The sequence below is a fragment of the Nocardia sp. NPDC056100 genome (assembly GCF_042266325.1).
Classification (GTDB): Bacteria; Actinomycetota; Actinomycetes; order Mycobacteriales; family Mycobacteriaceae; genus Nocardia.
The window spans coordinates 435,126-460,954 of the sequence record NZ_JBHJVY010000001.1 but is presented as its reverse complement, the minus strand read 5'-3'; the positions used below and the strand labels follow the sequence as shown (position 1 = coordinate 460,954).

Sequence of the window (25,829 nt, the reverse complement as noted above, 5' to 3'; positions counted from 1 at the left end):
TACCGGAAGTAGCCGCCATGTCCGTCCCGAGCAGTACTCTCACAGCGCTCCAGCCGAATTCACCGGTCGAGCGCGGTCATCGGGTCAGGGGCGCGGTGGCCGGGCTGCTCGCGGCGGCGACCGTGCTGGGCGTGGGTCATCTGGTGGCCGTCCTCATCGATCCGGCGTCTTCACCGTTCTTCGTGCTGGGCTCGACCATGGTCGATCACACGCCACATGCGTTGAAGGACGCCGCGATTCGGCGCTTCGGCAGCAATGACAAACTGGCACTGTTCATTTCGATGGGTGCGGTGATGGCGGCCGGTGCCGCCGTGGCGGGCATGCTGGAGCGCCGGCGACCCCTGGGAAGTGTACTGCTGGTGGTGCTGGGCGTTGTCACCGCGGGGGCCGCGCTGCAGAGGCCGACGGCGGACATCCGGTTCGTGTTGCCCACCGCGGTGGGCATCGTCGCCGGAATCATCGCGTTGCGCCTGCTCGTCGGGGGCGCACCCGCGCTGCGGTCACTCGAACCGGTCGCGGTGTCGCGGCGCAGGTTCCTGGCGACCGCGGCGGGTGTGGGCGCGCTGGCACTGGTCGCGGCGGCGGCCGGGCGGCAATTGGGCGCGCGGTTGCACGATGTGGTCGCCGATCGCGCGCGGTTCCTGCTGCCTCGCCCGAATCGGCCCGCGCCCACGGTGTTCCCGGAGGTGCAGGCCCAGGTGGACGGTGTCACACCGTTCGTCACCGATGCCGCCGATTTCTACCGGGTCGACACCGCATTGCAGCTGCCCGCGCTGACCAGCGCCGACTGGCGGCTGCGGATTCACGGAATGACCGATCGCACCGTCGAATTCGATATGGATCGGCTGCGCATGCGGACCGCGGTCGAGCGCGTCATCACGCTCACCTGTGTATCCAACGAGGTCGGCGGCAATCTCGCCGGGACCGCGCGCTGGCTGGGCTATCCGATCGCGGATCTGCTGGCGGAGGCCGGAATTCATTCGGACGCCGATATGCTGCTGTCCCGCAGTATCGACGGTTTCACCATCGGCACCCCGCTGGCGGCGGTGCTGGACGGGCGTGACGCCCTGCTCGCCGTAGGTATGAACGGCGCACCGCTGCCGATCGCGCACGGCTATCCCGCGCGGCTGGTGGTGCCGGGACTGTACGGGTATGTCTCGGCCACCAAATGGGTGGTGGATCTGGAACTGACCCGCTTCGATCGGGTGCGCGCCTATTGGACCGAGCGCGGCTGGGCCGATCGTGCCCCGATCAAGACGGCCTCGCGGATCGATGTGCCCGCCGCCTTCGCGACGGTCCCGGCGGGCGTGGTGATGGTGGCGGGGGTGGCCTGGGCGCAGGGGCGCGGAATCGATGGCGTCGAGGTGCAGGTGGACGATCGGCCCTGGGAGACCGCCACTCTCGCGAGCGAGTACTCGCTGGACACCTGGCGGCAGTGGACCTGGCGCTGGGATGCCGCGCCGGGCAATCACACCCTGCGGGTGCGCGCCACCGATCGTTCGGGGGAGCAGCAGACCGATCGGCGCACGCCGCCGTTTCCCAGTGGGTCCACCGGCTGGCACAGCCGGGTGGTGACGGTGCGATGAGGACCGCCGTCTAACCCTCGGAAATTCAGCTCGGCCGGGCGCTTCGCGCACCGGCCGATTCTTGCTGCGCCAGTGAAGGAATCGCGCCGTTTGCCGGAATTGACCGGCTTATCAAGAGATTTCGGACGAATACCAATCCGGCCGCCTGGTCTGGACGACTCCCTACTCGGAGCTTTGCGGATGTGTTGCTGGCTGCCTCGAGCAAGTTCGGAGAAAGTCCTGATTCCTCTATCGGCGATTGGAGTGTTTTGATGACCGCCTTGGCCTCGGAGCCCGCAGGTCGTGACGCATCGGACACCGTTAGCTCTTTCCCCTTGTCAGAGGCGCAGACTGGTATCTGGAACGCCCAGCACATCGCGCCCGGTGTCCCGCTGACGGTCGCGCAGTACGTCGAGATCCACGGCGATTTCGACATTCCTCGCCTCGGTCACGCCATGCGTCTATGTGCTGATGATTTGCAGAGCTTTCGGCTGCGCATCGTCGAGGTAGCAGGCAGCCCACGGCAACTGGTCTTACCGGACGATTCCATCGATATCGACAGGCACGACTTCCGCTCCTGCGACGATCCGCGCGCCGCGGCCATGGCCTGGATGCGGCGCGACTGCGCCGAGCCCATCGCGCTGCTGGACAACCGGCTCTACGCCACGGCCGTATTGCGTACCGGCGAGGCCGAATACCTCTGGTACGCCAAGATGCATCACATCGCCATCGACGGTTACGGCGCCATGCTCTTGGTGGCGCGGATCGCCGAGCACTACAACGCGCTCACCGACGGCAGCGCGCCCAGTCCGGCCGCCGCGCCCGATCTGCGCGCGCTGTACGAACACGAATCCGCCTACCGCGAATCGTCGGCCTTCGAACAGGACCGGCGCTTCTGGCGCACCCAGCTCGACGCCATCGACTCCGCGTTCACCCTCAGCGACCGCTACGGTCCCGCCGAGGCCGATCGCTGGATTGAAGGCGGCATGCTCGCACCGGCCTGCCTCGCCGAACTCGATTCGGCGCGGGAACGACTGGGCGAATCGCGCGCGACGCTGCTCACCGCGGGCGTCGCCGCGTATCTGGCCGCGGTCACCGGACGCTCGCGGGTCACGCTGAGCCTGCCGGTCACCGCGCGCACCACCCATGAGCTGCGCATGTCCGCGGGCTACGTCTCCAATGTGATTCCGCTGCACATCGATATCGCCGCCGCCCGCAGCATCGCGGACCTGGCCGCGACGGTCGGCCCGAACATTCGGGACGCGCTGCGTCACCAGCGGTACCGGCACGAGGACATGCAGCGCGATCGCGGCGGCGCGGGCGAACACCGCAGCTTCTTCGGCCCGGTGCTGAACATCATGCTGTTCCACAACGGCATTCGCTTCGGTGACGCCGCGGCGACCATGCATCTGCTGTCCACCGGTGCGGTCGAAGATCTGTCGATCAATATCTACAACGGGTCCGGCCCGGGTGAGCTGCATGTCGACTTCATCGGCAATCCGGCCAGGTACACCGCCGAGGAGCTGCGCGCGCATCACCGCCGCTTCCTGGACTACCTCACCGAATTTCTCACCACCGCACCGGAATCCGGGCTCAATGAGGTGACGGTGCTGAGCCCGGCCGAACGTGAGCTGGTGCTGCGGGAATGGGCGCTGACCCCGGCCCGGTCACTGCCCGCGACCACCACCCTGGCCGAATTGTTCGACGCCGCCGTCGCCGCGCACGCGGGCGCGACCGCGGTGCTGCACGGTGATTCGACCCTGACCTACGCCGAACTCGACGCCCGGGCCAATCGTCTGGCCCGGGAGCTCATCCGGCACGGGGTCGGACCCGAAACGCTGGTCGCGGTGGCGCTGCCGCGCTCGATCGATCTCGTGGTCGCGCTGCTCGCGGTGATCAAGTCCGGCGGCGGATATCTGCCCGTCGATCCGGACTATCCCGCCGATCGCATCCAGTACATGCTCTCCGACGCCCGCCCGGCCTGCGTGATCACCACCGCCGCACTGCCTTCGGCGCTGCCGGGCGAGCTTCCGGTGATCATGATCGAGGCGGTCGACCCGGCCGCGGACGGCTCACCCGTGACCCCGGCCGACCGAATCGGCGCGCTCACACCCGGAAATATCGCCTACGTCATCTACACCTCGGGCTCCACCGGCCGCCCCAAGGGCGTACAGATCCCGCACGCCAATGTGGTCACCCTGTTCGCGAACACCGCCGCCGACTACGCCTTCGACCACCACGATGTGTGGACGCTGTTCCACTCCTACGCCTTCGACTTCTCGGTGTGGGAACTGTGGGGCCCGCTGCTGCACGGTGGCGCGCTCGCGGTGGTGGACTATGAGACCTCCCGCTCGCCCGAGCTGTTCCTGGAACTGCTGCGCCGCGAACAGGTGACGGTGCTGAACCAGACCCCGTCGGCGTTCTCCCAGCTGGTCGCCGCCGACCGCGCGGCCGCGGACCTCGATCCGAGCGCACCGCCACTGGCGTTGCGCTACATCATCTTCGGTGGTGAGGCGCTCGAGCCGCGCCGCCTGGCGGACTGGTATCAGCGGCATGAGGAGACCGCGCCGCGCCTGATCAATATGTACGGCATCACCGAGACCACCGTGCACGTCACCTATCGCGCACTCGATCGCGCGGCCGCGGCGGCGGGCGGCGGCGGTATCGGACACGCCATCCCCGGGCTCGGCATCTTCCTGCTGGACCATCGGCTGCGGCCGGTGCCGATCGGCGTCGCCGGTGAAATCTACGTCAGCGGTGAACAACTCGCGCGCGGCTACCTGGGGCAGCCCGCGCTGACCGCGACCCGGTTCGTGGCGGACCCGTTCGGCGCGCCCGGCACCCGGCTGTACCGTTCCGGCGATCTGGGGCGCTGGACCCCCGCCGGAGAGCTCGAATACCTCGGCCGCGCCGACGATCAGGTCAAGGTGCGCGGCTTCCGCATCGAACTCGGCGAGATCGAGGCCGCGCTGCTGGCGCAGGACCGCATCGGCCAGGCCGCGGTGATCGTGCGCGACGACGATTCCGGCGAACCCGCCATCGTCGCCTACGTGGTCACCGAATCCGCTGCCGCACTAGATATTCCGGAACTGCGGGCGGCGCTCGGCGAACGCCTGCCGGACTATATGGTGCCCGCCGCGTGCGTGGTCATGGACGCGATCCCCTTGACCGCCAACGGCAAACTCGATCGTCGCGCCCTGCCCGCGCCCGTCGCGGCGACCGTCAGCTATCGCGCACCGGTCACCTCGGCCGAGCGCGTGGTCGCGGCGGTGCTCGGCGAGGTGCTCGAGATCGAGCGCATCGGGCTGGACGACGGCTTCTTCGCGCTCGGCGGCAATTCGCTGAGCGCGACCCGGGTGGCCGCCCGCATCGGCGCGGAACTCGGTGTGGCCGTACCGGTCCGGCTGGTGCTGGAGGAGACCACGGTCACCGGTCTGGCCGCTCGGGTGGCCACGCTGCTGCCCACACCGGCGCATGCCGAGCTGGTCGCGCGCCCGCGTCCGGCGCATATCCCGCTCTCCCCGGCGCAGCTGCGCGTCTGGTTCATCAACCGCTTCGATCCGAGCGCCCGTACCTACAACATCCCCTTCGCGGTCCGCATGACCGGTGATCTGGATATCGCGGCACTGCGCGCGGCGGTCGCGGATCTGATCACCCGGCACGAACCGCTGCGCACCGTCTTCCCGGACAGCGCCGAGGGGCCGCACCAGTTGATCCTGGCCGCGGAGCGTGCGATACCGGCGCTCGAACTCGCGGAGGTGAACACCGCCGAACTCGATGATCGCCTGCGCGCCATCGGCTCTCGCGGATTCGACCTGACCACCGAGACCGCGCTGCGGATGGAACTGCTGCGCACCGGAGCCCGGGATCACGTGCTGGCCGTGGTCATTCACCACATCGCGGCCGACGGCTGGTCGCTCGCACCGTTTTTCGCGGATCTCTCGCACGCCTACACAGCGCGCACCAGCGGGCGGGCTCCCGGCTGGGCTCCGCTGGCGGTGCAGTACGCCGATTACAGCCGGTGGCAGGCCGAAACCCTCGGTGATGCCACCGATCCGTCGAGTCTTGCTGCGGCACAACTGGATTACTGGCGCACCCGGCTCGCCGACCTGCCCGATGAACTGTCGCTGCCCTACGATCGCCCCCGCCCGGCGGTGCAATCCTTCCGGGGTGCGAAGGCGGGCGTATCGGTGCCCGCCGCCGCGCACGCGGATCTGCTGCGGCTCGCGCGCGATACCGATGCGACCCTGTTCATGGCCGTGCACGCGGCTTTCGCGGTACTGCTGTCCCGGCTGTCCGGCGGCCTCGATATCGCGGTCGGCACCCCGGTCGCCGGTCGCGGTGAAGCACAGTTGGATGCCCTGATCGGCATGTTCGTCAATACGGTGGTGTTCCGGGCGCAGCCCGATCCCGCCGAATCCTTCCGCACCTTGCTGATCCGGCAGCGCGCCCTGGATCTGGCGGCGTTCGCGCACGCGCAGTTGCCGTTCGAGCGCCTGGTGGAGGAGCTGAACCCGGTGCGCTCCACCGCCCGGCATCCGCTGGTGCAGATCGGCTTCTCCTTCCAGAACCTGGGCCGCATCGGCATCGAACTGCCCGGGGTGACGGTGTCCGGCAGTGAGATCGAGACCGGCGTCGCCCAATTCGATCTGCAATTGGTGCTCACCGACGAGTACGACGAGTCGGGTGCGCCGGCCGGTATCACCGGCCACTTCGTCTATGCCACGGATCTTTTCGACGAGAGCACGGTGGCCGGAATCGCCGGTCGCCTGGAACGGCTGCTCGCCGATGTGGCCGTCTGCCCCGATCAGGTGATCGGTGAGCTGGAGCTGCTGGATCGGGCCGAGCGCAGGCGCATCCTGCAGCGCTGGAACGCCACCGGCCATCCGGTCGACCCGCGTCAAACTCTGGTCTCGCTGTTCGCCGCACAGGCCGCGCGCACACCGGGGGCGGTGGCCCTGGTGGACGCGTCCGGCTCGGCCGAACCGGGGTCGCTGACCTATCGCGAATTCTCCGAACGGGTGAATCGCCTTGCCCGCCATCTGATCTCACTCGGCGTCGGACCTGAGGTCCGGGTCGCGCTGGCCATGCGCCGCTCGGTGGAGCTGATCGTCGGCATGTACGCGGTATCCGCCGCGGGCGGCGCGTATGTGCCGTTGGATCCGGATCAGCCCGCCGAACGCCTGGCGGCCATCCTGGACACGGCCGCCCCGAACTGTGTGCTGACGGTGCGCGCGGACTCGGACAGCCTGCCGCACAACGGCATCGCGGTGCTCGAGATCGACGCGCTCGACCTGTCCGCACTGCCGCCGTACCCGGTACTCGACCATGACCGGATCACCTCGCTGCGCGCACTGAACACCGCGTACGTCATCTTCACCTCCGGCTCCACCGGACGACCCAAGGGCGTCGCGGTGCCGCATCGCGCGGTGGTCAACCAACTGCTCTGGAAACAAACCACTTTCGGCATTACCGGTGATGACACCGTGCTGCTCAAGACCGCCGCCACCTTCGACCTGTCGGTCTGGGAGTTCTACTCGGGTCTGCTCACCGGCGGCCGCACCGTGATCGCCGCCGCGGACGCCCAGCGCGATCCGGCCCGATTGACCGCGCTGATCCGGGAACAGCGGGTCTCGGTATTGCATCTGGTGCCGTCGCTGCTGACCGCGCTCACCGCCGGTTCGCAGGCGGAGCTATCGGATTCGGTGCGCGCGGTGCTCGCCATCGGCGAAGCGCTGCCCGCCGCGATCGCACAGCGCTTCCGCCGCGCCAATCCCGCTGTCCAGCTGTGGAATCTGTACGGCCCCACCGAGGCGGCGGTTTCGGTGACCGCGCACCTGGTCGACGACGCCGACGCGGACGGTGTACCGATCGGCCGCCCGGAATGGAACACCCGGGTCTATGTGCTCGACGCCCGTCTGCGCCCGGTGCCCGCCGGGGTGGTCGGCGATCTGTACCTGGCGGGAATCCAGTTGGCGCACGGCTATATCGGCCTGGGCGCGCTGACCGCGGAGCGGTTCGTACCGGATCCGTTCGCGGCCACCGCGGGCGAACGCATGTACCGCACCGGCGATCTCGCATCCTGGAGCGCGGCCGGAGAGCTGGAGTACCACGGGCGCACCGACTTCCAGGTGAAGGTGCGCGGATTCCGCATCGAACTCGGCGATATCGAGGCCGCGCTGCTGGCGCAGGACGATGTCGACGCCGCGGTCGTGCTCGCGCATACGGACGTGCGACGCGGTGAGCAGCTGGTGGCGTACCTCGCGCCCGCACCGGGCCGGGATATCGATCCGGACGCGCTGCGCACCCGGCTCGGCGCACTGCTGCCCGCCTATATGGTTCCGGCCGCGCTGATGGTGCTGCCCGAACTGCCGGTGTCCGCGACCGGCAAGGTGAACCGGAACGCCCTGCCGGAACCGGTGTTCACCGTGGCCCGCTTCCGCGCGCCCGGCACCCGCACCGAACGAGCGGTGGCCGCGACCCTCGCCGAGGTGCTCGGCATCGAACAGGTCGGTCTGGACGACGACTTCTTCGCCCTGGGCGGTAATTCGCTGCTGGCGACCAAGGTCGCGGGGCGACTCGGCCTGACCCTGCGTACCCGGGTGGAAGTACGGGCGCTGTTCGACGCGCCCACCGTCGGCGCGCTCGCCGAACTGCTGGACCGTTCGATGCCCGCGGTGGCGCGGCCGGTGCTGGAAGCGGGGGAGCGCCCCGCCCGGGTGCCGCTCTCGCCGGCGCAGCAGCGACTGTGGTTCCTCAATCGGTTCGACAGCACATCCGGCGCGTACAACATCGCGATCGGACTGCGACTGTCCGGAAGCCTGGAACCCGTTGCCCTGCACCAGGCTCTGGCGGATGTGGTGGGCAGGCACGAGGTGCTGCGCACCATCTTCCCGGAGGACGCCACGGGTCCGCACCAGGTGGTGCGGGCGACCACGGTGGAGGTGCCCTTCGCCGCCATCGACTCGGGCGTCGGCACCGCCGATGCCGATGCGCTCGAATTCGCCTCCGCCGGTTTCGATCTCACGACGCAACTGCCGATCCGCGCCGCATTGCTGCGGCTGAGCGCGACCGAGCACCTGCTGGTGGTGGTCATTCACCACATCGCCGCCGACGGCTGGTCGCTCACCCCGCTGGCCGCGGATGTGGCCACCGCGTACGCGGCCCGCCGTTCCGGGTCCGCGCCGCAATGGTCCGCGCTGCCGGTCCAATACGCGGATTTCAGTGTGTGGCAACACGATATGCTCGGCAGCCCCGAGGATTCGGACAGCCTGGTCGCGGAACAGCTCGGGTACTGGCGCGACCGGCTCGCCGAGCTGCCCGAATGCCTGGAACTGCCCGCCGATCGGCCCCGTCCCGCGGTGGCCTCGCAGCGCGGCGCGACCATCGACGCACCGCTGGACGCCGGATTGCACGCCGCGGTGACCACGCTGTCCCAGCGCTATGGCGTCAGCGTGTTCATGGTGCTGCACGCCGCGCTGGCGGCGACGCTGGCGCGACTGGCCGCGACCGAGGACATCGCCATCGGCACACCGGTCGCGGGCCGTACGGATCCGCGCCTGGACGATCTGATCGGCATGTTCGTCGGCACGGTGGTGCTGCGCACCGCCGTCGATACCGGCGCATCGTTCGCGGATCTGCTCGGCACCGTGCGCGAGGCCGATCTGGATGCCTTCGCACACGCCGAACTGCCCTTCGAACAGCTCGTGGACGCGCTGGCCCCGACCCGTTCGGCCGCACATCATCCGCTGTTCCAGGTGATGCTGTCGCTGCACAGCTCCACCCCGGCACCGCTGCGACTGCCCGGGCTGGAGGCTGTCGCCAGTGCCCTCGCCACCGGCGGGGCCCGCTGGGATCTGGAATTCACCCTCATCGAAAGGCAGACCGCACAGGGTGATCCGGCGGGCATCGACCTCGCCCTGACCTACGCCACCGATCTGTTCGAGGCGGAGTCCGCGCGCCGATTCACCGAACGGTTCACCGCGATGCTCACCGCCGCGGTGGCGGATCCGGAGCGTCCGGTCGGTGCGCTGCCGCTGCTCACCCCGGATGAAATCGCCGCTCTCACACCGGTTTCGGGTCCGGCGGCGGCCCCGGAGTGCACGCTGGCCGATATCTTCGCGGCCGCGGCCGCGATCGACCCGGCGGCCATCGCCGTGCGCTTCGGCGACGAGCAACTGACCTACGCCGAATTGGACCGGCGGTCCAACCGGCTCGCCCGCCTGCTCGTCGCGCACGGCGTCGGCCCGGAAACCATCGTGGCACTCGGTATTCCGCGCTCCATCGCCTCGGTGTGTGCCACGGTGGCGGTGGCCAAATCGGGTGCGGGATTCCTGCCCGTCGACCCCGCCTACCCGGAGCGGCGCATCGCGCACATGCTCACCGATTCGGGCACTCGCATCGGTGTGACCATGACCGCGCAGCGTGCCGCGCTGCCGGATCAGGGAGTCAGCTGGCTGGTCCTCGACGATCCGGCGCTCACCGCTCGCCTCACCGCACTGCCGGACGGTCCGATCACCGATGCGGATCGCACCGCACCGCAACGGATGTCGGATATCGCCTACCTCATCTACACCTCGGGATCGACCGGTACGCCCAAGGGCGTGGCCGTCACCCATACCGGGCTCACCAATTTCACCCGCACCATGGCCGATCGGTTCGGTGTGGAATCCGGCTCCCGGACACTGCATTTCGCCTCGCCCAGTTTCGATGCCGCGGTGCTCGAACTGCTGCTGGCCTGGGGTGCGGGCGCGACGCTGGTCATTGCCCCGGCACAGCTCTACGGCGGTGCGGAACTCGCGGAACTGCTGGAGCGCGAACACGTCACGCACGCCTTCCTCACCCCCGTCGTGCTGGCCGGACTCGATCCGGACGCGTACGCCCTGCCGGCGCTGCGCAGTCTGATCGTCGGCGGCGAGGCGGTGGGCGCGGAGCTCGTCGAGCGCTGGGCGGCCGGTCGCCGGTTGTTCAACGCCTACGGTCCCTCCGAGGCGACGGTCGCCGTCGCCATCTCGAACGCCCTGGTGCCGCAGCGTCAGATCGTGCTCGGCGGCCCGATTCAGGGCACCGGTCTGGCCGTACTGGATCGCCATCTGCGACCCGTTCCGGTCGGCGTGGTCGGCGAGCTGTACATCAGCGGCGCGGGCCTGGCGCGCGGTTATCTCGCGCGGCCGGGGCAGAGCTCTGCCCGTTTCATCGCGGATCCGTTCGGTGCGGCCGGTGCGCGCATGTATCGCACCGGCGATCTGGTGCGCTGGACGAGCGACGGTGAACTGGTCTTCATCGGCCGCGGCGATGACCAGGTCAAGGTGCGCGGCTTCCGGATCGAACTGGGCGAGATCACCGCGGTGGTCGCGGCCCTGCCCGGGATTCGCTTCGCGCACACCGAGGTTCGGCACGATGCGGCCGGGCGCGCGCATATCGTGAGCTATGTGCTGGCCGAGCCGCCGCATACGGTGGACCCCCGGGCGGTGCGCGCACACGTGGGCACCCGGTTGCCCGCGCATATGGTGCCGTCCTCGGTCACCGCGCTCGCCTCGATCCCCTTGTCTCCCAGCGGAAAACTGGATCGCCGCGCCCTGCCGGATCCGGAGTGGGACGCGGGCCTGACCGCGGGCCGGGCACCGGCGACCCCGACGGAGATCCTGGTGGCCGCGGAGATGGCCGAGCTGCTGGGCCGCGAGCAGGTCAGCGCCGATCACAGCTTCTTCGACCTCGGCGGCAACTCGCTCTCGGCGACCGGGCTGGTATCCAGGATCGCGGCCGCGTGCGGAATCCGCCCTGCGGTCCGCGATGTCTTCGAACATCCCACGCCCGAGGGCCTGGCCCGCGTGCTGGATCAGGCTGCCGGACAGACGTTCTCGGATCGGCCGCGACTGGGTGCGCTCACCCGGCCCGCGCGGGTGCCGCTGTCCTCGGTGCAGATGCGCCTGTGGTACCTCAATCAATTCGATCCCACCTCCGGCGCGTACAACATTCCGGTGGCACTGCGGTTGCGCGGTGCGATGGACGAGCCCGCGCTGCGCGCCGCCCTCACCGATGTCATCGCCCGGCACGAGATCCTGCGCACCCTGTACCCGCTCGACGATGAGGGCGTGCACCAGGTGGTCATGCCGATTCATGAAGCGCCACTGCCGCTGTCGGTGCTGGAGACCTCCCCGCTCGAACTCGAACAGCATGTCGAGGTCGCCGCCGAACAGGGCTTCGATCTGACCGCGGAACTGCCGTTGCGAGTCGAATTGCTGCGCACCGGCAATGACGAATACGCCCTCGCGCTGGTGGTGCACCACATCGCCATGGACGGCTGGTCGCTCGCACCGCTGGCGACCGATCTGATGACCGCCTACGCGGCCCGCCGCACCGGGCGCGCGCCCGAATGGTCGCCGCTGGCGGTGCAATACGCGGATTACTCGGTCTGGCACGCCGAACTGCTCGGCGACGAGGACGATCCGCAGAGCGTGGCCGCGCGGCAACTGGACTACTGGCGTACGCGCTTGGCCGGTATCCCGGACTGCCACGATCTGCCCACCGATCGGCCCCGGCCCACGGTGGCCACCCATTCCGGCGGTTCGGTGCGCGCCCGCGTGGACGCGGACCTGGCCGTGCGGGTGGCGGAACTGGCGCGTAAGCACGAGGTCAGCGAGTTCATGGTGCTGCACGCCGTGCTCGCGGTCCTGCTGGCCCGGCTCGGCGGCAGCTCCGATATCGCGATCGGCACCGCCATCGCCGGCCGCGCCGAACCCGAACTCGACCGGCTCATCGGCGCTTTCGTCGGCACCCTGGTGCTGCGCACCGGCGTCGACGGCGGCGCCTCCTTCACCGAGCTGCTGCGCACCGTGCGCGAGGCCGATCTGGAGGCGTTCGCGCACGCGGACCTGCCGTTCGAACGCCTGGTGAAGGCGGTCAACCCGGATCGCTCCACCGCGCACCACCCGCTGTTCCAGGTCAGCCTGTCGCTGGACAATTTCGCCGCACCGGCGCTGCGACTGCCCGACCTCGAGGTCGGCATCACCCGAATCGACCCGGCCGCGGCGAAATTCGATCTGCAATTCGCCTTCACCGAGGCGGCGGACAGCACCGGGCGGACCGGCGAGCTCGAACTGTGCCTGACCTATGCCACCGATCTGTTCGACCGCGGCACCGCGGTGGAAATGGCCCGCCGCTTCGTGCGCCTGCTGGACGCGGCGATCACCGATCCCGCTGCGGCCGTGGGTGATCTGGCACTGCTCACCCCGCTGGAGGCGCGGTCGCTGGCCCCGGTCCGCGGCGCGCTCACCGATACCGTCCGCACCCTGCCGGAGTTGTTCGCCGCCGCCGCGACCGATCCCGATCGGATCGCGCTGGTCTCGCGCACGCGCACGCTGACCTATCGTGAACTCGACGAATGGTCGAATCGCCTGGCGCGCACCCTGATCGCCCAGGGAGCCGGACCCGGTCAGGTGATCGCGCTGGGGTTGGCGCGCTCACTGGAATCGGTGCTGGCCACCGTGGCGGTGACCAAGACCGGTGCGGCCTATCTGCCGGTCGACGTGCGCCATCCCGAGGACCGGATCCGGCATATGCTCACCGACTCGGGTGTGCGATTGGGCCTGACCATCGCCTCGGATCGCGAGCGCCTGCCCGCCGAACCCGGCGTGTCCTGGCTGCTGCTCGACGAGCTGGATGCCACCGGATCCGTTGCCCCGGTGACGGATTCGGAGCGTTCACGACCGCTGCTGGCCGATGATCTGGCCTACATCATCTACACCTCCGGCTCAACCGGCCTGCCCAAGGGCGTTGCGGTTCCGCATCGCGGCCTGGCCGCCTTCGCCTTCGAACAGCGCGATCGATACGGCCTGGAATCACGCAGCCGCACCCTGCATTTCGCGTCGCCGAGTTTCGACGCCTCGGTGCTCGAACTGCTGCTGGCCTGGTCGGTGGGCGCGACCATGGTGGTCGCCGCCGCCGATATCTACGGTGGTGACGAACTGGCGGCCCTGCTGGAGGACAACGGGGTCACGCACGCCTTCATCACCCCCGCCGCGCTCGCGACCATCGATCCGGTGGCGTGGCCGTTGCGCGCGCTGCGCTGCCTGGTGGTCGGCGGTGAAGCCGTCAGTCCGGATCTGGTGGCGCACTGGGCGGGCGATCGCGCCATGTTCAACGCCTACGGTCCCTCGGAAGCGACGGTGGCCCCGGCGATTTCGGAGGCGCTGGCCCCGGATCGCCCGGTGGTGCTCGGCCGTCCCATTCGAGGAGCCGCCCTCGCCGTGCTGGACACCCGGCTGCGTCCGGTGCCCGTCGGAGTGGCGGGCGAGCTGTATGTATCGGGGATGGGTCTGGCCCGCGGCTATGTCGGCCGGGCCGCGCTCACCTCGGATCGTTTCGTGGCCAATCCGTACGCCGCGGCCCCCGGTGAGCGCATGTACCGCACCGGTGATGTGGTGCGCTGGAACGGTTCGGGCGAGCTGGTGTTCGTCGGCCGCAGCGATGATCAGGTGAAGATCCGCGGCTTCCGCATCGAACTCGGCGAGATCAGCGCGGTGCTGGCCGGATTCCCCGGAATCGGCTTCGCGCACACCGAGATCCGCGCCGATGACACCGGCACCCCGCGCATCGTCGGCTATGTGGTGCCGACCGGTTCGGAGCGACCGGATCGGGACGCGGTGCGCGCCCACGCCGCCACCCGGCTGCCCGGTTACATGGTGCCCGCGGCCGTCACGGTGCTCGAACGCATTCCACTCGCGCCCAGCGGCAAACTCGACCGCCGGGCATTGCCCGACCCGGAATACGAAGTGGCGCCGGGCCGGGCGGCGGAGACCCCCGCCGAGATCATGGTCGCCACGGCGATGGCCGAGGTCATCGGCCTGGACAGCGTGTGCGCCGACCATGACTTCTTCGAACTCGGCGGCACCTCGCTGTCGGCGACCCAGCTGGTGGCGCGCATCGCGACCGTGACCGGTCGCCGCCTCGGCGTGCGCGCGGTCTTCGAACATCCGACGCCGCAGGAGCTCGCCCGCTTCGTGGACGAGCTGCTGGCGCAGGACGATCCGGCACTGCCCGAACTCGGCCGGGCCACTCGCCCGGCCCGGGTGCCGCTGTCCCCGGCGCAGGCGCGACTGTGGTTCCTGAACCGGTTCGACACCGAGTCGGGGGCCTACAACATTCCGGTGGCGCTGCGGCTGCGCGGCACCCTGGATCGCGCGGCGCTGACCGCGGCACTGGGCGATGTGGTGCGACGGCATGAGGCGCTGCGCACCCTCTTCCCCCAGGACGCCGAGGGTCCGCATCAGGTGGTGCTGCCCGTGGACGCGGCCGAATTCGAACTGCCCGTGCGTGATTCGGCCGCCGAATCGGTGCAGGAGTGGCTGTGCGCGCTGGCCGTGCGCGGTTTCGACCTGACCACGGAGCTGCCGCTGCGGGCGGAACTGCTGTGCGTCGGCGAGCACGAGCATGTGCTCGCGGTGGTCGTGCACCACATCGCGGCCGACGGCGGTTCCACCGCACCGCTGGCCGGGGATCTGGCCGCGGCCTACACCGCCCGGCTGCGGGGCACCGCGCCCGACTGGGCCGAATTGCCCGTGCAGTACGCCGATTTCAGCATCTGGCAGCACGAATTGCTCGGCGATGAGGCCGATGCCGGAAGTATCGCCACCCGCCAGCTCGGGTACTGGACAGACCGCCTCCGTGGACTGCCCGAATGCCTGGAACTGCCCGCCGACCGGAACCGCCCGGCGCAGCCGTCGCAACGCGGCGCCTCGGTGACCACGCGGCTGGAGGGCTCCTCGCACGCCGCGCTGGCGCGCCTGGCCCGCGACCATGACGCGACGCTGTTCATGGTGCTGCACGCGGTGCTCGCGGTGCTGCTGGCCCGGCTGGCCGGTGTCGCCGATGTCACCGTGGGCACGCCTATCTCGGGCCGGTCCGATGCCCGGCTGCACCCGCTGATCGGCATGTTCGCCGGCACGCTGGTACTGCGCACCGAGGTCGATCGCGCCGCATCGTTCACCGAATTGCTGACTTCGGTGCGCGATCACGATCTGAATGCCTTCGCGCACGCCGATATTCCGTTCGAACGCCTGGTGGAGGCCATCGATCCGGTGCGCTCCACCGCGCATCACCCGCTGTTCCAGGTCATGCTGTCGGTGCACGACGCCATGCCGGGGCTGCCGCGCCTGGATGAGCTCGAGGTCACCGTGGCCGAGATCGAATTGGAGATCGCGAAATTCGATCTCCAATTCACCTTCACCGAATCCCGTACCGCACAGGGGGATCCGGACGGTATCGATATCCGCCTGACCTATGCCACCGATCTGTTCGACCGGGCGACCGCCGAACGGCTCGGTGCGCGGTTCATTCGATTGCTGGCCGGGGTGAGCGGCCGCCCGCATACCGCGGTCGGCGATATCGACCTGCTGTCGGTGCCCGAGCGCGCCGACCTGGTGCCCGCGCGCGGGGTGAACGGACCGGTCGCGGCGACCCTGCCCGAACTCTTCACCGCCGCCGCGGCCTCCCGCGATGCCCTTGCGGTAGTGGCGGATTCGGGATCGATGAGCTATGGCGAACTCGATCAGCGATCCAACCGGGTGGCCCGCGCGCTCATCGCGCACGGTGTCGGCCCCGGCGATATCGTCGCGCTGGGTCTGTCCCGGTCACCGGATTCTGTGCTGGCCACGGTGGCGGTCACCAAGACCGGTGCGGCTTTCGCGCCGATCGATATGCGCTATCCCGCCGAGCGAATCACCCATATGCTCACCGATTCCGGTGCGCGCGTGGGTGTGACGAATGCGCCCGATGTCACGGCTTTGCCGCGGGGGCCGCGCTGGCTCACGCTGGCCGAGCTGGAGCGGACCGGCAGCGCCGCGCCGATCGGTGAGCACGATCGCGTCCGGGGCCTGGGCATCGACGATGCCGCCTATATCGTCTACACCTCCGGTTCGACCGGTGTGCCCAAGGGTGTGGCGGTGACCCATCGCGGCCTGGGCGGCTTCGCGGTGGAACAGCGCACCCGCTACGGCATCGAAGCCGACTGCCGTGCACTGCATTTCGCCTCACCCAGCTTCGACGCCGCGGTGCTCGAACTGCTGCTCGCGTGGTGCACGGGCGCGACCCTGGTGATCGCCGCGCCGGAGGTGTACGGCGGCGACGAACTGGCCGAACTGCTCGAACGCACCGGGGTGACGCACGCGTTCATCACCCCCGCCGCACTGGCCAGCATCGACGCCACGCGCTGGCGGCTTCCCGCACTGCGCTCGCTGGTGGTGGGCGGTGAGGCGGTCGGCACCGAACTGGTGGCGCGCTGGGCGGTCGGGCGATCCTTCTACAACGGATACGGCCCCACCGAAACCACCATCATGAGCGTGATCTCCGAACCGCTGGCCGCCGATACGGCCGTCGTGACGCTGGGGCGGCCGGTGCGCGGCACCGCCGTGGTCGTCCTGGACGAACGGCTGTGCCCGGTGCCGCCGGGTGTGGCCGGAGATCTGTACATCAGCGGAGATGGGCTGGCGCGCGGCTACATTCGGCGTCCCGGCCTCACCGCGCACCGCTTCGTGGCGAACCCGTTCGCGACGGTGCCGGGCGAGCGGATGTATCGCACCGGTGACGTGGTCACCTGGACCGATACCGGTGAACTGGTATTCGTCGGCCGCAGCGATGACCAGGTGAAGATCCGGGGCTTCCGCGTCGAATTGGGCGAGATCACCGCCGTGGTCACCGAGGCCGAGGGAATCGCGTTCGCGCACACCGAGATCCGCGCGGACGCCGCGGGTCGTCCGGCGATCGTCTGCTACATCGTTCCCGCCGGTCCGTCCGATGCGGCCGCGGGGCAGAGTGGTGATCGGGACGGCTCCGGTGCGGCGGGCGCACGCCCGGCGATCCCGGATACCGCGCTGCTGCGCGACTTCGTCGCCGAACGCCTGCCCATCCATATGGTGCCGGCGATCTTCGTGCCATTGGCGTCGATTCCGCTGTCGCCCAATGGAAAACTGGATCGTCGCGCCCTGCCCGAGCCCACCTGGACGGCGGGTGCGCAGGGGCGCGCACCGCGCACCCCGGGGGAGAAGCTGGTGGCGCGGGTCATGGCCGAGGTGCTCGGCCATGATCAGGTGTGCGCCGATCACGGCTTCTTCGAACTCGGCGGCAATTCGCTCTCCGCGACCCAGCTGGTCGCGCGTTTGGCGGCGGCCTCCGGACAGCAGCTCGCGGTCCGCGCGGTCTTCGAACATCCGACACCGGCGGAATTGGCGCTGCTGCTCGATGATTCGGTCGGCGCCATCGCACGTCCGGCGCTGACCGGCGGTGCGCGGCCCGCGCGCATCCCGCTGTCCCTGGCACAGCAGCGGCTGTGGTTCCTGAACCGGTTCGATACGGTCTCCGCGGCCTACAACGTCCCGGTGGGCCTGCGGCTGACCGGACGCCTGGACGCGACCGCGTTGCAGCGGGCGGTATCGGATGTCGTAGAACGGCACGAGGTGCTGCGCACGATCTTCCCCGAGGACGCCGACGGACCGCATCAGCTGGTGCTGGACGCGGCCGAGGTGACGGTGCCGTTCACGCGCATCGTGTCCAGCCCGCACACCGTGGCCGCCGATGCGCTCGAACCCGCGCAGCCCGGATTCGATCTGGCCGCGCAGATTCCGATTCGCGCGGCACTGCTGCGCGTCGGCCTGGACGAACACGTGCTGATCCTGGTGATCCATCACATCGCCGCCGATGGCTGGTCGCTCACACCGCTGGCGGGGGATCTGGTCACCGCCTACCGGGCGCGCGGCGCCGGAGCCGCGCCCGAATGGTCGCCGCTGCCGGTGCAGTACGCGGATTTCAGTGTGTGGCAACGGGAATTGCTCGGCAGCGAGGACGATGCGGACAGCCTCGCCGCGCAGCAGCTGCACTACTGGACCGAACACCTCACGGGCCTTCCGGAATGCCTGGAACTGCCCGGTGACCGCCCGCGCCCGCTGGTGGCCTCGCATCGCGGCGAGAGCATCGTGACCCGGATCGACGCCGAACTCCATGCGCGCGTGCTGGATTCGGCCCGGAGCCACGATGTCAGCGTCTTCATGCTGTTGCACGCGGTGCTGGCGGTGCTGATCGCCCGCACCAGCGGGACCGGTGACATCGCCATCGGTACCGCCGTGGCCGGACGCGGTGACGCGGCGCTGGACGAGCTGATCGGCATGTTCGTCGGCACCCTGGTGCTGCGCACCGAGATCGACGGCGCGGCCGCGTTCACCGAGGTGCTGGCGGCGGTGCGCGAGGGCGATCTCGATGCCTTCGCCCACGCCGACCTGCCGTTCGAGCGACTGGTCGAGGTGCTCAATCCGGTGCGCTCGACCGCGCACCACCCGCTGTTCCAGGTGAGCCTGTCGCTGACCAATATGGGGTCGCCGACCGTGCGCCTGCCCGAGGTCGCGGTGGCCGAGTTCCCGGTCGATCCCGGACTGGCCAAATGCGATCTGCAGTTCACCTTCACCGAAAGCCATACCGCGCAGGGCGTTCCGGACGGTATCGAGATGTCGCTGACCTACGCCACTGATCTGTTCGACGCCGCGACGGCCGAGCATATGGGCGGTCGCTACGTGCGGCTGCTGGCGGCGCTGGTGGCCGCTCCGCGTACCGCGGTCGGCGATGCGGATGTGCTCTCGGCGTGGGAGCGCTCGACCCTCATGCCCGCGCGCGGTGCGGCCGCCGCCGCGTCGATCACCCTGGCGGAACTGTTCGCCCGGGCGGTCCGGGCCGATCATCCCGCGCTGGTCGCGGGCGATCGGACGCTCACCTACGGTGAACTGGACGCCTGGACGAACCGGTTGGCGCGCACGCTGATCGGCCACGGTGTCGGCCCCGGCACCGTGGTGGCGCTCGGGCTGTCCCGCTCGGTGGAATCGGTGGCGGCCTCGCTGGCCATCGCCAAGACCGGCGCGGCCTTCCTGCCGGTGGATGTGCGGCACCCCGCCGATCGCATCCGGCATATGCTCACCGATTCCGCGGTCCGCGTCGGGCTCACCCGCCCGGCCGATCGCGGTGCGCTGCCCGCCGATTCGGGTGTCGAGTGGATGCCGGTCGACGAGGCCGCCGAGCAGTCCGGCGCGGCGCTGACGGACCGGGAGCTGCGGCGCACCCCGAGCCTGGACGATATCGCGTATTTGATCTACACCTCCGGGTCCACCGGTCTGCCCAAGGGCGTCGCGGTCACCCATCGCGGTCTGCTCAACTGCGCCGAGGTGCAGCGGGTCCGGTTCGGTGTCGAACCCGCCTCGCGCACCATGCATCTGGCCTCGCCGAGCTTCGACGTGGCGGTGCTGGAACTGCTGCTCGCCTGGTGCGCGGGCGCGACCATGGTGATCGTCCCGACCGATGTCTACGGCGGCGATCCACTGGCCGAGCTGATCGAGGCCAATGCGGTGACCCACGCGGTCATCACCCCGGCCGCGCTGGCCAGTATCGATTCCGCGCGCTGGTCGCTGCCGAGCCTGCGCACCATGATCGTCGGCGGTGAGGCGTTCGACCGGGATCTGGTGCAGCAGTGGGGACCCGGCCGCGACATGGTGAACGGCTACGGCCCGTCCGAGGCCACCATCGCCACCACCTTCTCCGAGCCCATGCGCCCGGACCGGCCGATCGTGCTCGGCCGCCCGATGCGCGGGGTGACCACGGTGGTGCTGGACGCGCGCCTGCGGCCGGTGCCGCCGGGCGTGGTCGGCGAACTCTATGTCGGCGGTATCGGGCTGGCGCGCGGCTATCACCGCCGCGCGGCGCTCAGCAGTGCGCGGTTCGTGGCGAATCCGTTCGACGACAAGGGTTCCCGGATGTACCGCACTGGAGATCTGGTGCGCTGGAATGCCGAGGGTGATCTGGTGTTCGTCGGCCGCGCCGACGATCAGGTCAAGGTGCGCGGCTTCCGCGTTGAGCTCGGTGAGATCACCGCGGCCGTCGCGGCGTGCGCGGGAGTTCGATTCGCGCACACCGAGGTTCGCGATGACGAGGGCGGGCGCGCGCATATCGTGTGCTGGTTCGCCGTCACGGCGGACGCGGTGGTGACCCCGAAGGAGCTGCGCGATCAGCTCGCACAGCGACTTCCGGGCCATATGGTGCCGACGGCGTTCGTGCCGTTGCAGTCGATTCCGCTGTCGCCCAACGGCAAACTCGATCGCCGGGCACTGCCGGAGCCGACCCTGACGGTGGCCGACACCGGACGCGCGCCGGTCACGCCGAGTGAGATCACCATCGCCGCGGCCATGGCCGAAGTGGTCGGTCGCGAACGCGTCTGCGCCGATCACAGCTTCTTCGACCTCGGCGGCAATTCGCTCTCGGCCACCCAGTTGGTGGCGCGCATCGCCGCGAGTTCGGGCTGCCGCCTGGAGGTGCGCGCGGTGTTCGAACATCCGACACCGGAATCCCTTGCGGTGGTACTGGATCGGGCGCTGTCCGCGGGTGGTTCGCACCGCCCGGCCTTGCAGGCCCGGCCCCGGCCCGCGCGGGTGCCGCTGTCCCCGGCGCAGCAGCGACTGTGGCTGCTGAACCGGTTCGACGCGGTGTCGGGCGCGTACAACATCCCGCTGGTGCTGCGCCTGCGCGGTGCGCTGGACACCGATGCGCTGCGCGCGGCCGTCGCCGATGTGGTGCACCGGCACGAGGTGCTGCGCACCGTCTACCCGGCCGATGCGAACGGTCCGCATCAGATCGTGCTGCCCGTCGCCGATCCGGCACTGGCGGTGCCGGTGACCGAGGTCGCCGCCGCCGGGGTGCCGGAGTTCATCCGGTCCTTCGGGGCGACGGGATTCGATGTGACGCGCGAGCTTCCGATTCGCGCCCGGCTGCTGCGCCTCGCCGCCGAGGAGCATGTGCTGGTCCTGGTCGTGCACCACATCGCCGCCGACGGCGCGTCCGCCGCACCGCTGGCCGCGGATCTGGCACTGGCGTACACGGCCCGGGAGGCGCGCCGCGCGCCCGAATGGGCTCCGCTCCCGGTGCAATACGCCGATTTCAGTCTGTGGCAGCACGAGGTGCTCGGCGGTGAGGCGGATCCGGAGAGTCCGGCCGCCCGTCAGCTCGCCTACTGGACCGGCAAGCTCGCCGGTCTGCCCGATTGCCTCACCCTGCCGACCGACCGGCCGCGTCCGCCGGTGCCGTCCCAGCGCGGGGCCACGGTGCACACCCGCATCGACGCCGAATTGCACGAGGAACTGACCGAATTGGCGCGCCGCCACGGGGTCAGCGTCTTCATGCTGCTGCACGCGGTGCTGGCGGTGGTGCTGAGCAGGCTCGGCGGCACCTCGGACGTGGTGGTCGGCACCCCGATCGGCGGTCGCGTCGATCCGCGACTGGACAGTCTGGTCGGCATGTTCGTCGGCACCCTGGTGCTGCGCACCCGGGTCGCGGGCGCGAGTTCGTTCACCGAACTGCTCGACACCGTGCGCGAAACCGATCTGGATGCCTTCGCGCACGCCGATATTCCGTTCGAGCGGCTGGTCGAGGCGCTCGATCCGGTGCGCTCGGCGGCGCACCATCCGCTGTTCCAGGTGATGCTGTCGGTGCACAACACCGTGCCCGGACTGCCGAAGCTGGGCGCGCTGGACGTGCGCGCCGAGGATCCCGGTTTCGAGGCGGCCAAGTTCGATCTGCAATTCACGCTGACCGAAACCCAAGCCGGCGACGGGGTTCCGGACGGTATCGAACTGAGTCTGAGCTTCGCCGCCGATCTGTTCGACGCGCACAGCGCCGATCAGCTGTGCGGGCGGTTCGTGCGGGTGCTCGCGGCGGCCGTGGCCGATCCGGGCGCACCCGTCGGCAATCTCGACCTGCTCGACCCGGACGAGACCCGCCGCCTGGTCCCCGCCCGCGGTCCCGCCTCCCGGGGACCGGTGGCCTTCCCGGCGGTGTTCGGCAATGCCGTCGCCGCCGCGCCCCGCACCGTCGCGGTGCGCGATCGGGAGATCCAGATGAGCTACCAGCAGCTGGATCTGTCCACCAACCGACTCGCGCGGGCGCTGCTCGCGCGCGGTGTCGGACCGGAAAGCTATGTCGCGGTCGGTATTCCGCGGTCGGTGGACTCGGTGCGCGCCATGCTCGCGGTACTCAAGACCGGTGCGGCGTTCCTGCCCGTCGATCCGGCGTACCCGGCCCGGCGCAAGGAGCACATGCTCACCGATTCCCGCGCCGCGATCGGCCTGACCGTGGCGCGCTGCCGGGCGGAACTGCCGGACGGCGCGCACTGGCTGGTGCTGGACGATCCGTCCTTCGCCACCGAGATCCGCGCGTATTCCGATGCGGCGCTGGCCGATACCGAATTGCACGGCCGTCCGCATCCGGCCAATCCGGCGTATCTGATCTACACCTCCGGCTCCACCGGTCTGCCCAAGGGCGTGAGCGTCACGCACGCGGGCATCGCCGACTTCACCGCGGAGCTGGCCGAACGCGGCGGCGTCACCGGCGAATCGCGGGTATTGCATTTCGCCTCACCGAGTTTCGACGCCGCGATCCTGGAGTTGCTGCTCGCGCTGGGCTCGGCCGCGACCCTGGTGCTGGCCGACGCCACCGTGTTCGGTGGCGCGGAACTGGGCGAACTGCTGCGCTCGGAACGGATTACGCACGCCTTCATCACCCCGGCGGCGTTGGCCACGGTCGAACCCGAACAGCTCGAGGAACTCGAGATGATCATGGTCGGTGGCGATCGCACCGGACCGGAACTGGTGGAACGCTGGACCGCGGGCGCACCGCAGCGCACCATGCTCAATGCCTACGGGCCTTCCGAAGCGACGGTGGCGGCGACCATCAGCGCACCGCTGCGCCCCGGCGCGCCGGTCACCATCGGCGCACCGCTGCGCGGTTTCGGGCTCACCGTGCTGGACGACCGGCTGCGCCCGGTACCGCTCGCCGTCCCCGGTGAGCTGTACCTGGCCGGAACCGCTTTGGCGCGTGGCTATCACGATCGGCCGAGCCTGACCAGCGAGCGGTTCGTCGCGCATCCCTTCGGCGGACCCGGCGAGCGCATGTATCGCACCGGCGATCTGGTGCGCTGGGTGCTGCGGCCCGCCGGGCTCGAGCTCGAATACCTCGGGCGCGGTGACGATCAGGTGAAGATCCGCGGCTTCCGCATCGAATTCGGCGAGATCGACGCCGCGTTCGCCGGATATCCGGGCGTGCGGGCCGCCACCACCATCGGGTACGAAATGGGCAGCGGCGCCATGATTCTGGCGGCGTACGTCAGCGGTGACGCGGGACTGAACCCCGCCGAGCTGCGCCGGCACGTCGCGTTGAGCGTGCCGGGATATATGGTGCCGCAGGCGATCACGGTGCTCGATACGCTGCCGCTCACCCCGTCGGGCAAGCTCGATCGGGCCGCCCTGCCCGAACCGGTGCTGCTGTCCGCGGCCGGTTACCGGGCTCCGGCCGGCGCGGCCGAGGCACTGGTGTGCGAATGCTTCGGTGCCACACTGGGGCTCGACACCGTCGGCGCGGACGACAATTTCTTCGAGCTCGGCGGAAACTCCCTGCTGGCAACACAATTGGTGGCAGCCATCCGGGAGCGCGGCGGCATCGAAGTACCCATGCAGGCGTTGTTCCTGGATCCGACCCCGGCCGGGATCGCCGCCCGCATGAGCAGCCCGGACAGCACCGGCCCCGATCCCATCGAGGCCGCGCTGCTGCCACTGCTGCCCATTCGCGCCGAAGGTGAACTGCCGCCGCTGTTCTGCGTGCACTCGGTGAGCGGCGTGGCCTGGAGTTACACCGGGTTGCTCCCGCATCTGGAATCCGAGCGTCCGCTGTACGGTCTGCAACTGCCGCACCTCACCGAGGAGACGAGCGGGCTGGACACCATCGAGCAAGTGGCGCAACGCTATATCCGCGAGATCCGGACGGTGCAGCCGCACGGTCCGTACCACCTGCTGGGCTGGTCGCTGGGCGGTCTGATCGCGTACGAGATCGCGATCCGGCTGCGGGCGGCGGGGGAGCGGGTGGACCTGCTGGCCATGCTGGACAGCCGGGTGCTGGCCGACGAACCCGAGATCGCCGACCCCAGCGCCGGGGAGCTGCTCGCCGCGCTGCTGGGCGATGCGAGCCTGGCCGCGGAGAACGTCTCCTCCGAGCGGGCCGCCGAACTGCTGCACGAACATCAGGGCCCCTTCGGCTCGCTCGATGCCGCGCACGTGGAGCGGCTGTACGCGGCATATCTGGCCGGAACCAGCATGGGTTACAGCTTCCGGCCCGGCCGCTACGACGGTGATCTGCTGTATTTCACCGCCACCGAACAGGATTCGCCGATCATCGCCAACCGCCCGCCCGAGCCGATCCCCGGCGCCGGACCCTGGCGGCGCACCGTCGGCGGTGAGATCCACGAACGCTTCATCGCCTGTTCGCATGTCGATATGGGCTCACCCCGGGCGCTCGACGAGATCGGCCCGGTGCTGTGCGACCACCTGCGCGATATCGGCGGGCGGTCGGAGGTTTCCATCCACACCGGAGCAGAAAGGGACCATCGATGAGTGCCACCAATCCGTTCGACAACCCGGAGGGCCGCTTCGCCGTACTGGTGAATGCCGAAGGCCAGCATTCGCTCTGGCCGGACTTCGCCGCGGTGCCGGACGGCTGGCAGGCGGTCTACGAGGGCGATCGGGTCGGCTGCCTGGCCTATGTCGAAATGCACTGGACCGATATGCGCCCGAACAGCCTGATCGCCGCGACCGAAGAATGATGCGGTATCCGGCCGTGGCCGCGCTGGCACTCGCCGTCGCGGCCTCCGGCCCGTTCGGCAGTCCGCCCGAGCAGGCCGCGGGTGAGATCCCGGGCCCGCCGCTCGCCGCCGGGACCGGGGCGGCGCATTCGGAACCGCCCGAGCTGATCGGGCCCGGCTGCGACGAATACCGCTCCGCCGCAAAGGCATCGGGAGATCCGGCGGCCTTCACACCGCATACCGCGCTGCTGGACGCGCTGCTCTACCCGCCCGCGACGCCGACCGCCCGGTCGGCGCGGGCGGGCCGCGCGCCCCGGCGCATCACCATGTTCATCCCCACCGCCACCGCGCTGTCCGAGTTGGCTCCCGAGGCGGCCGCGACCTTCCGCACCGATCCGGCCGCCGTACTCAAACTCATCGCGTACCAGACGATTCCGCTCGAGCTCACGCCCGAGGCGCTGCCCGGTACCCATCCCACGCTGGAGGGTCACAGCCTGACCATCACCCGCTCGGGTTCGGTTATCCGGATCGGTGCGGCGGGTTTGGTCTGCGGTGGTTTCCACACCCCCACCGCCACCGTATATCTCATCGATCGGGTGCTCACCCCGTCATAG

General features: G+C 69.8%; 4 protein-coding genes. All 4 read left to right on the top strand.

Going from position 1 to position 25,829, the window contains the following annotated elements; genetic code table 11:
- Positions 1-17: 17 nt before the first annotated feature.
- The 4 genes from ACFC0O_RS02090 (at position 18) to ACFC0O_RS02075 (ending at position 25,829) form a co-directional block, all read left to right on the top strand.
- Positions 18-1,586 (top strand): molybdopterin-dependent oxidoreductase, encoded by a 1,569-nt coding sequence (locus ACFC0O_RS02090; protein WP_375953041.1) that lies wholly within the window; start codon positions 18-20, stop codon positions 1,584-1,586.
- A gap of 251 nt (positions 1,587-1,837) precedes the next feature.
- A complete protein-coding gene (locus ACFC0O_RS02085; protein ID WP_375953039.1) occupies positions 1,838-25,027 on the top strand; it encodes a non-ribosomal peptide synthase/polyketide synthase in 23,190 nt (7,729 codons plus the stop codon).
- A complete protein-coding gene (locus tag ACFC0O_RS02080; protein WP_364635621.1) occupies positions 25,024-25,236 on the top strand; it encodes an MbtH family protein in 213 nt (70 codons plus the stop codon). Before ACFC0O_RS02085 ends, ACFC0O_RS02080 begins: the two co-directional genes overlap by 4 nt.
- Positions 25,236-25,829, top strand: a complete 594-nt coding sequence (locus tag ACFC0O_RS02075; protein WP_375953037.1) for a fasciclin domain-containing protein — start codon at positions 25,236-25,238, stop codon at positions 25,827-25,829. The genes ACFC0O_RS02080 and ACFC0O_RS02075 overlap by 1 nt, the downstream gene beginning before the upstream one ends.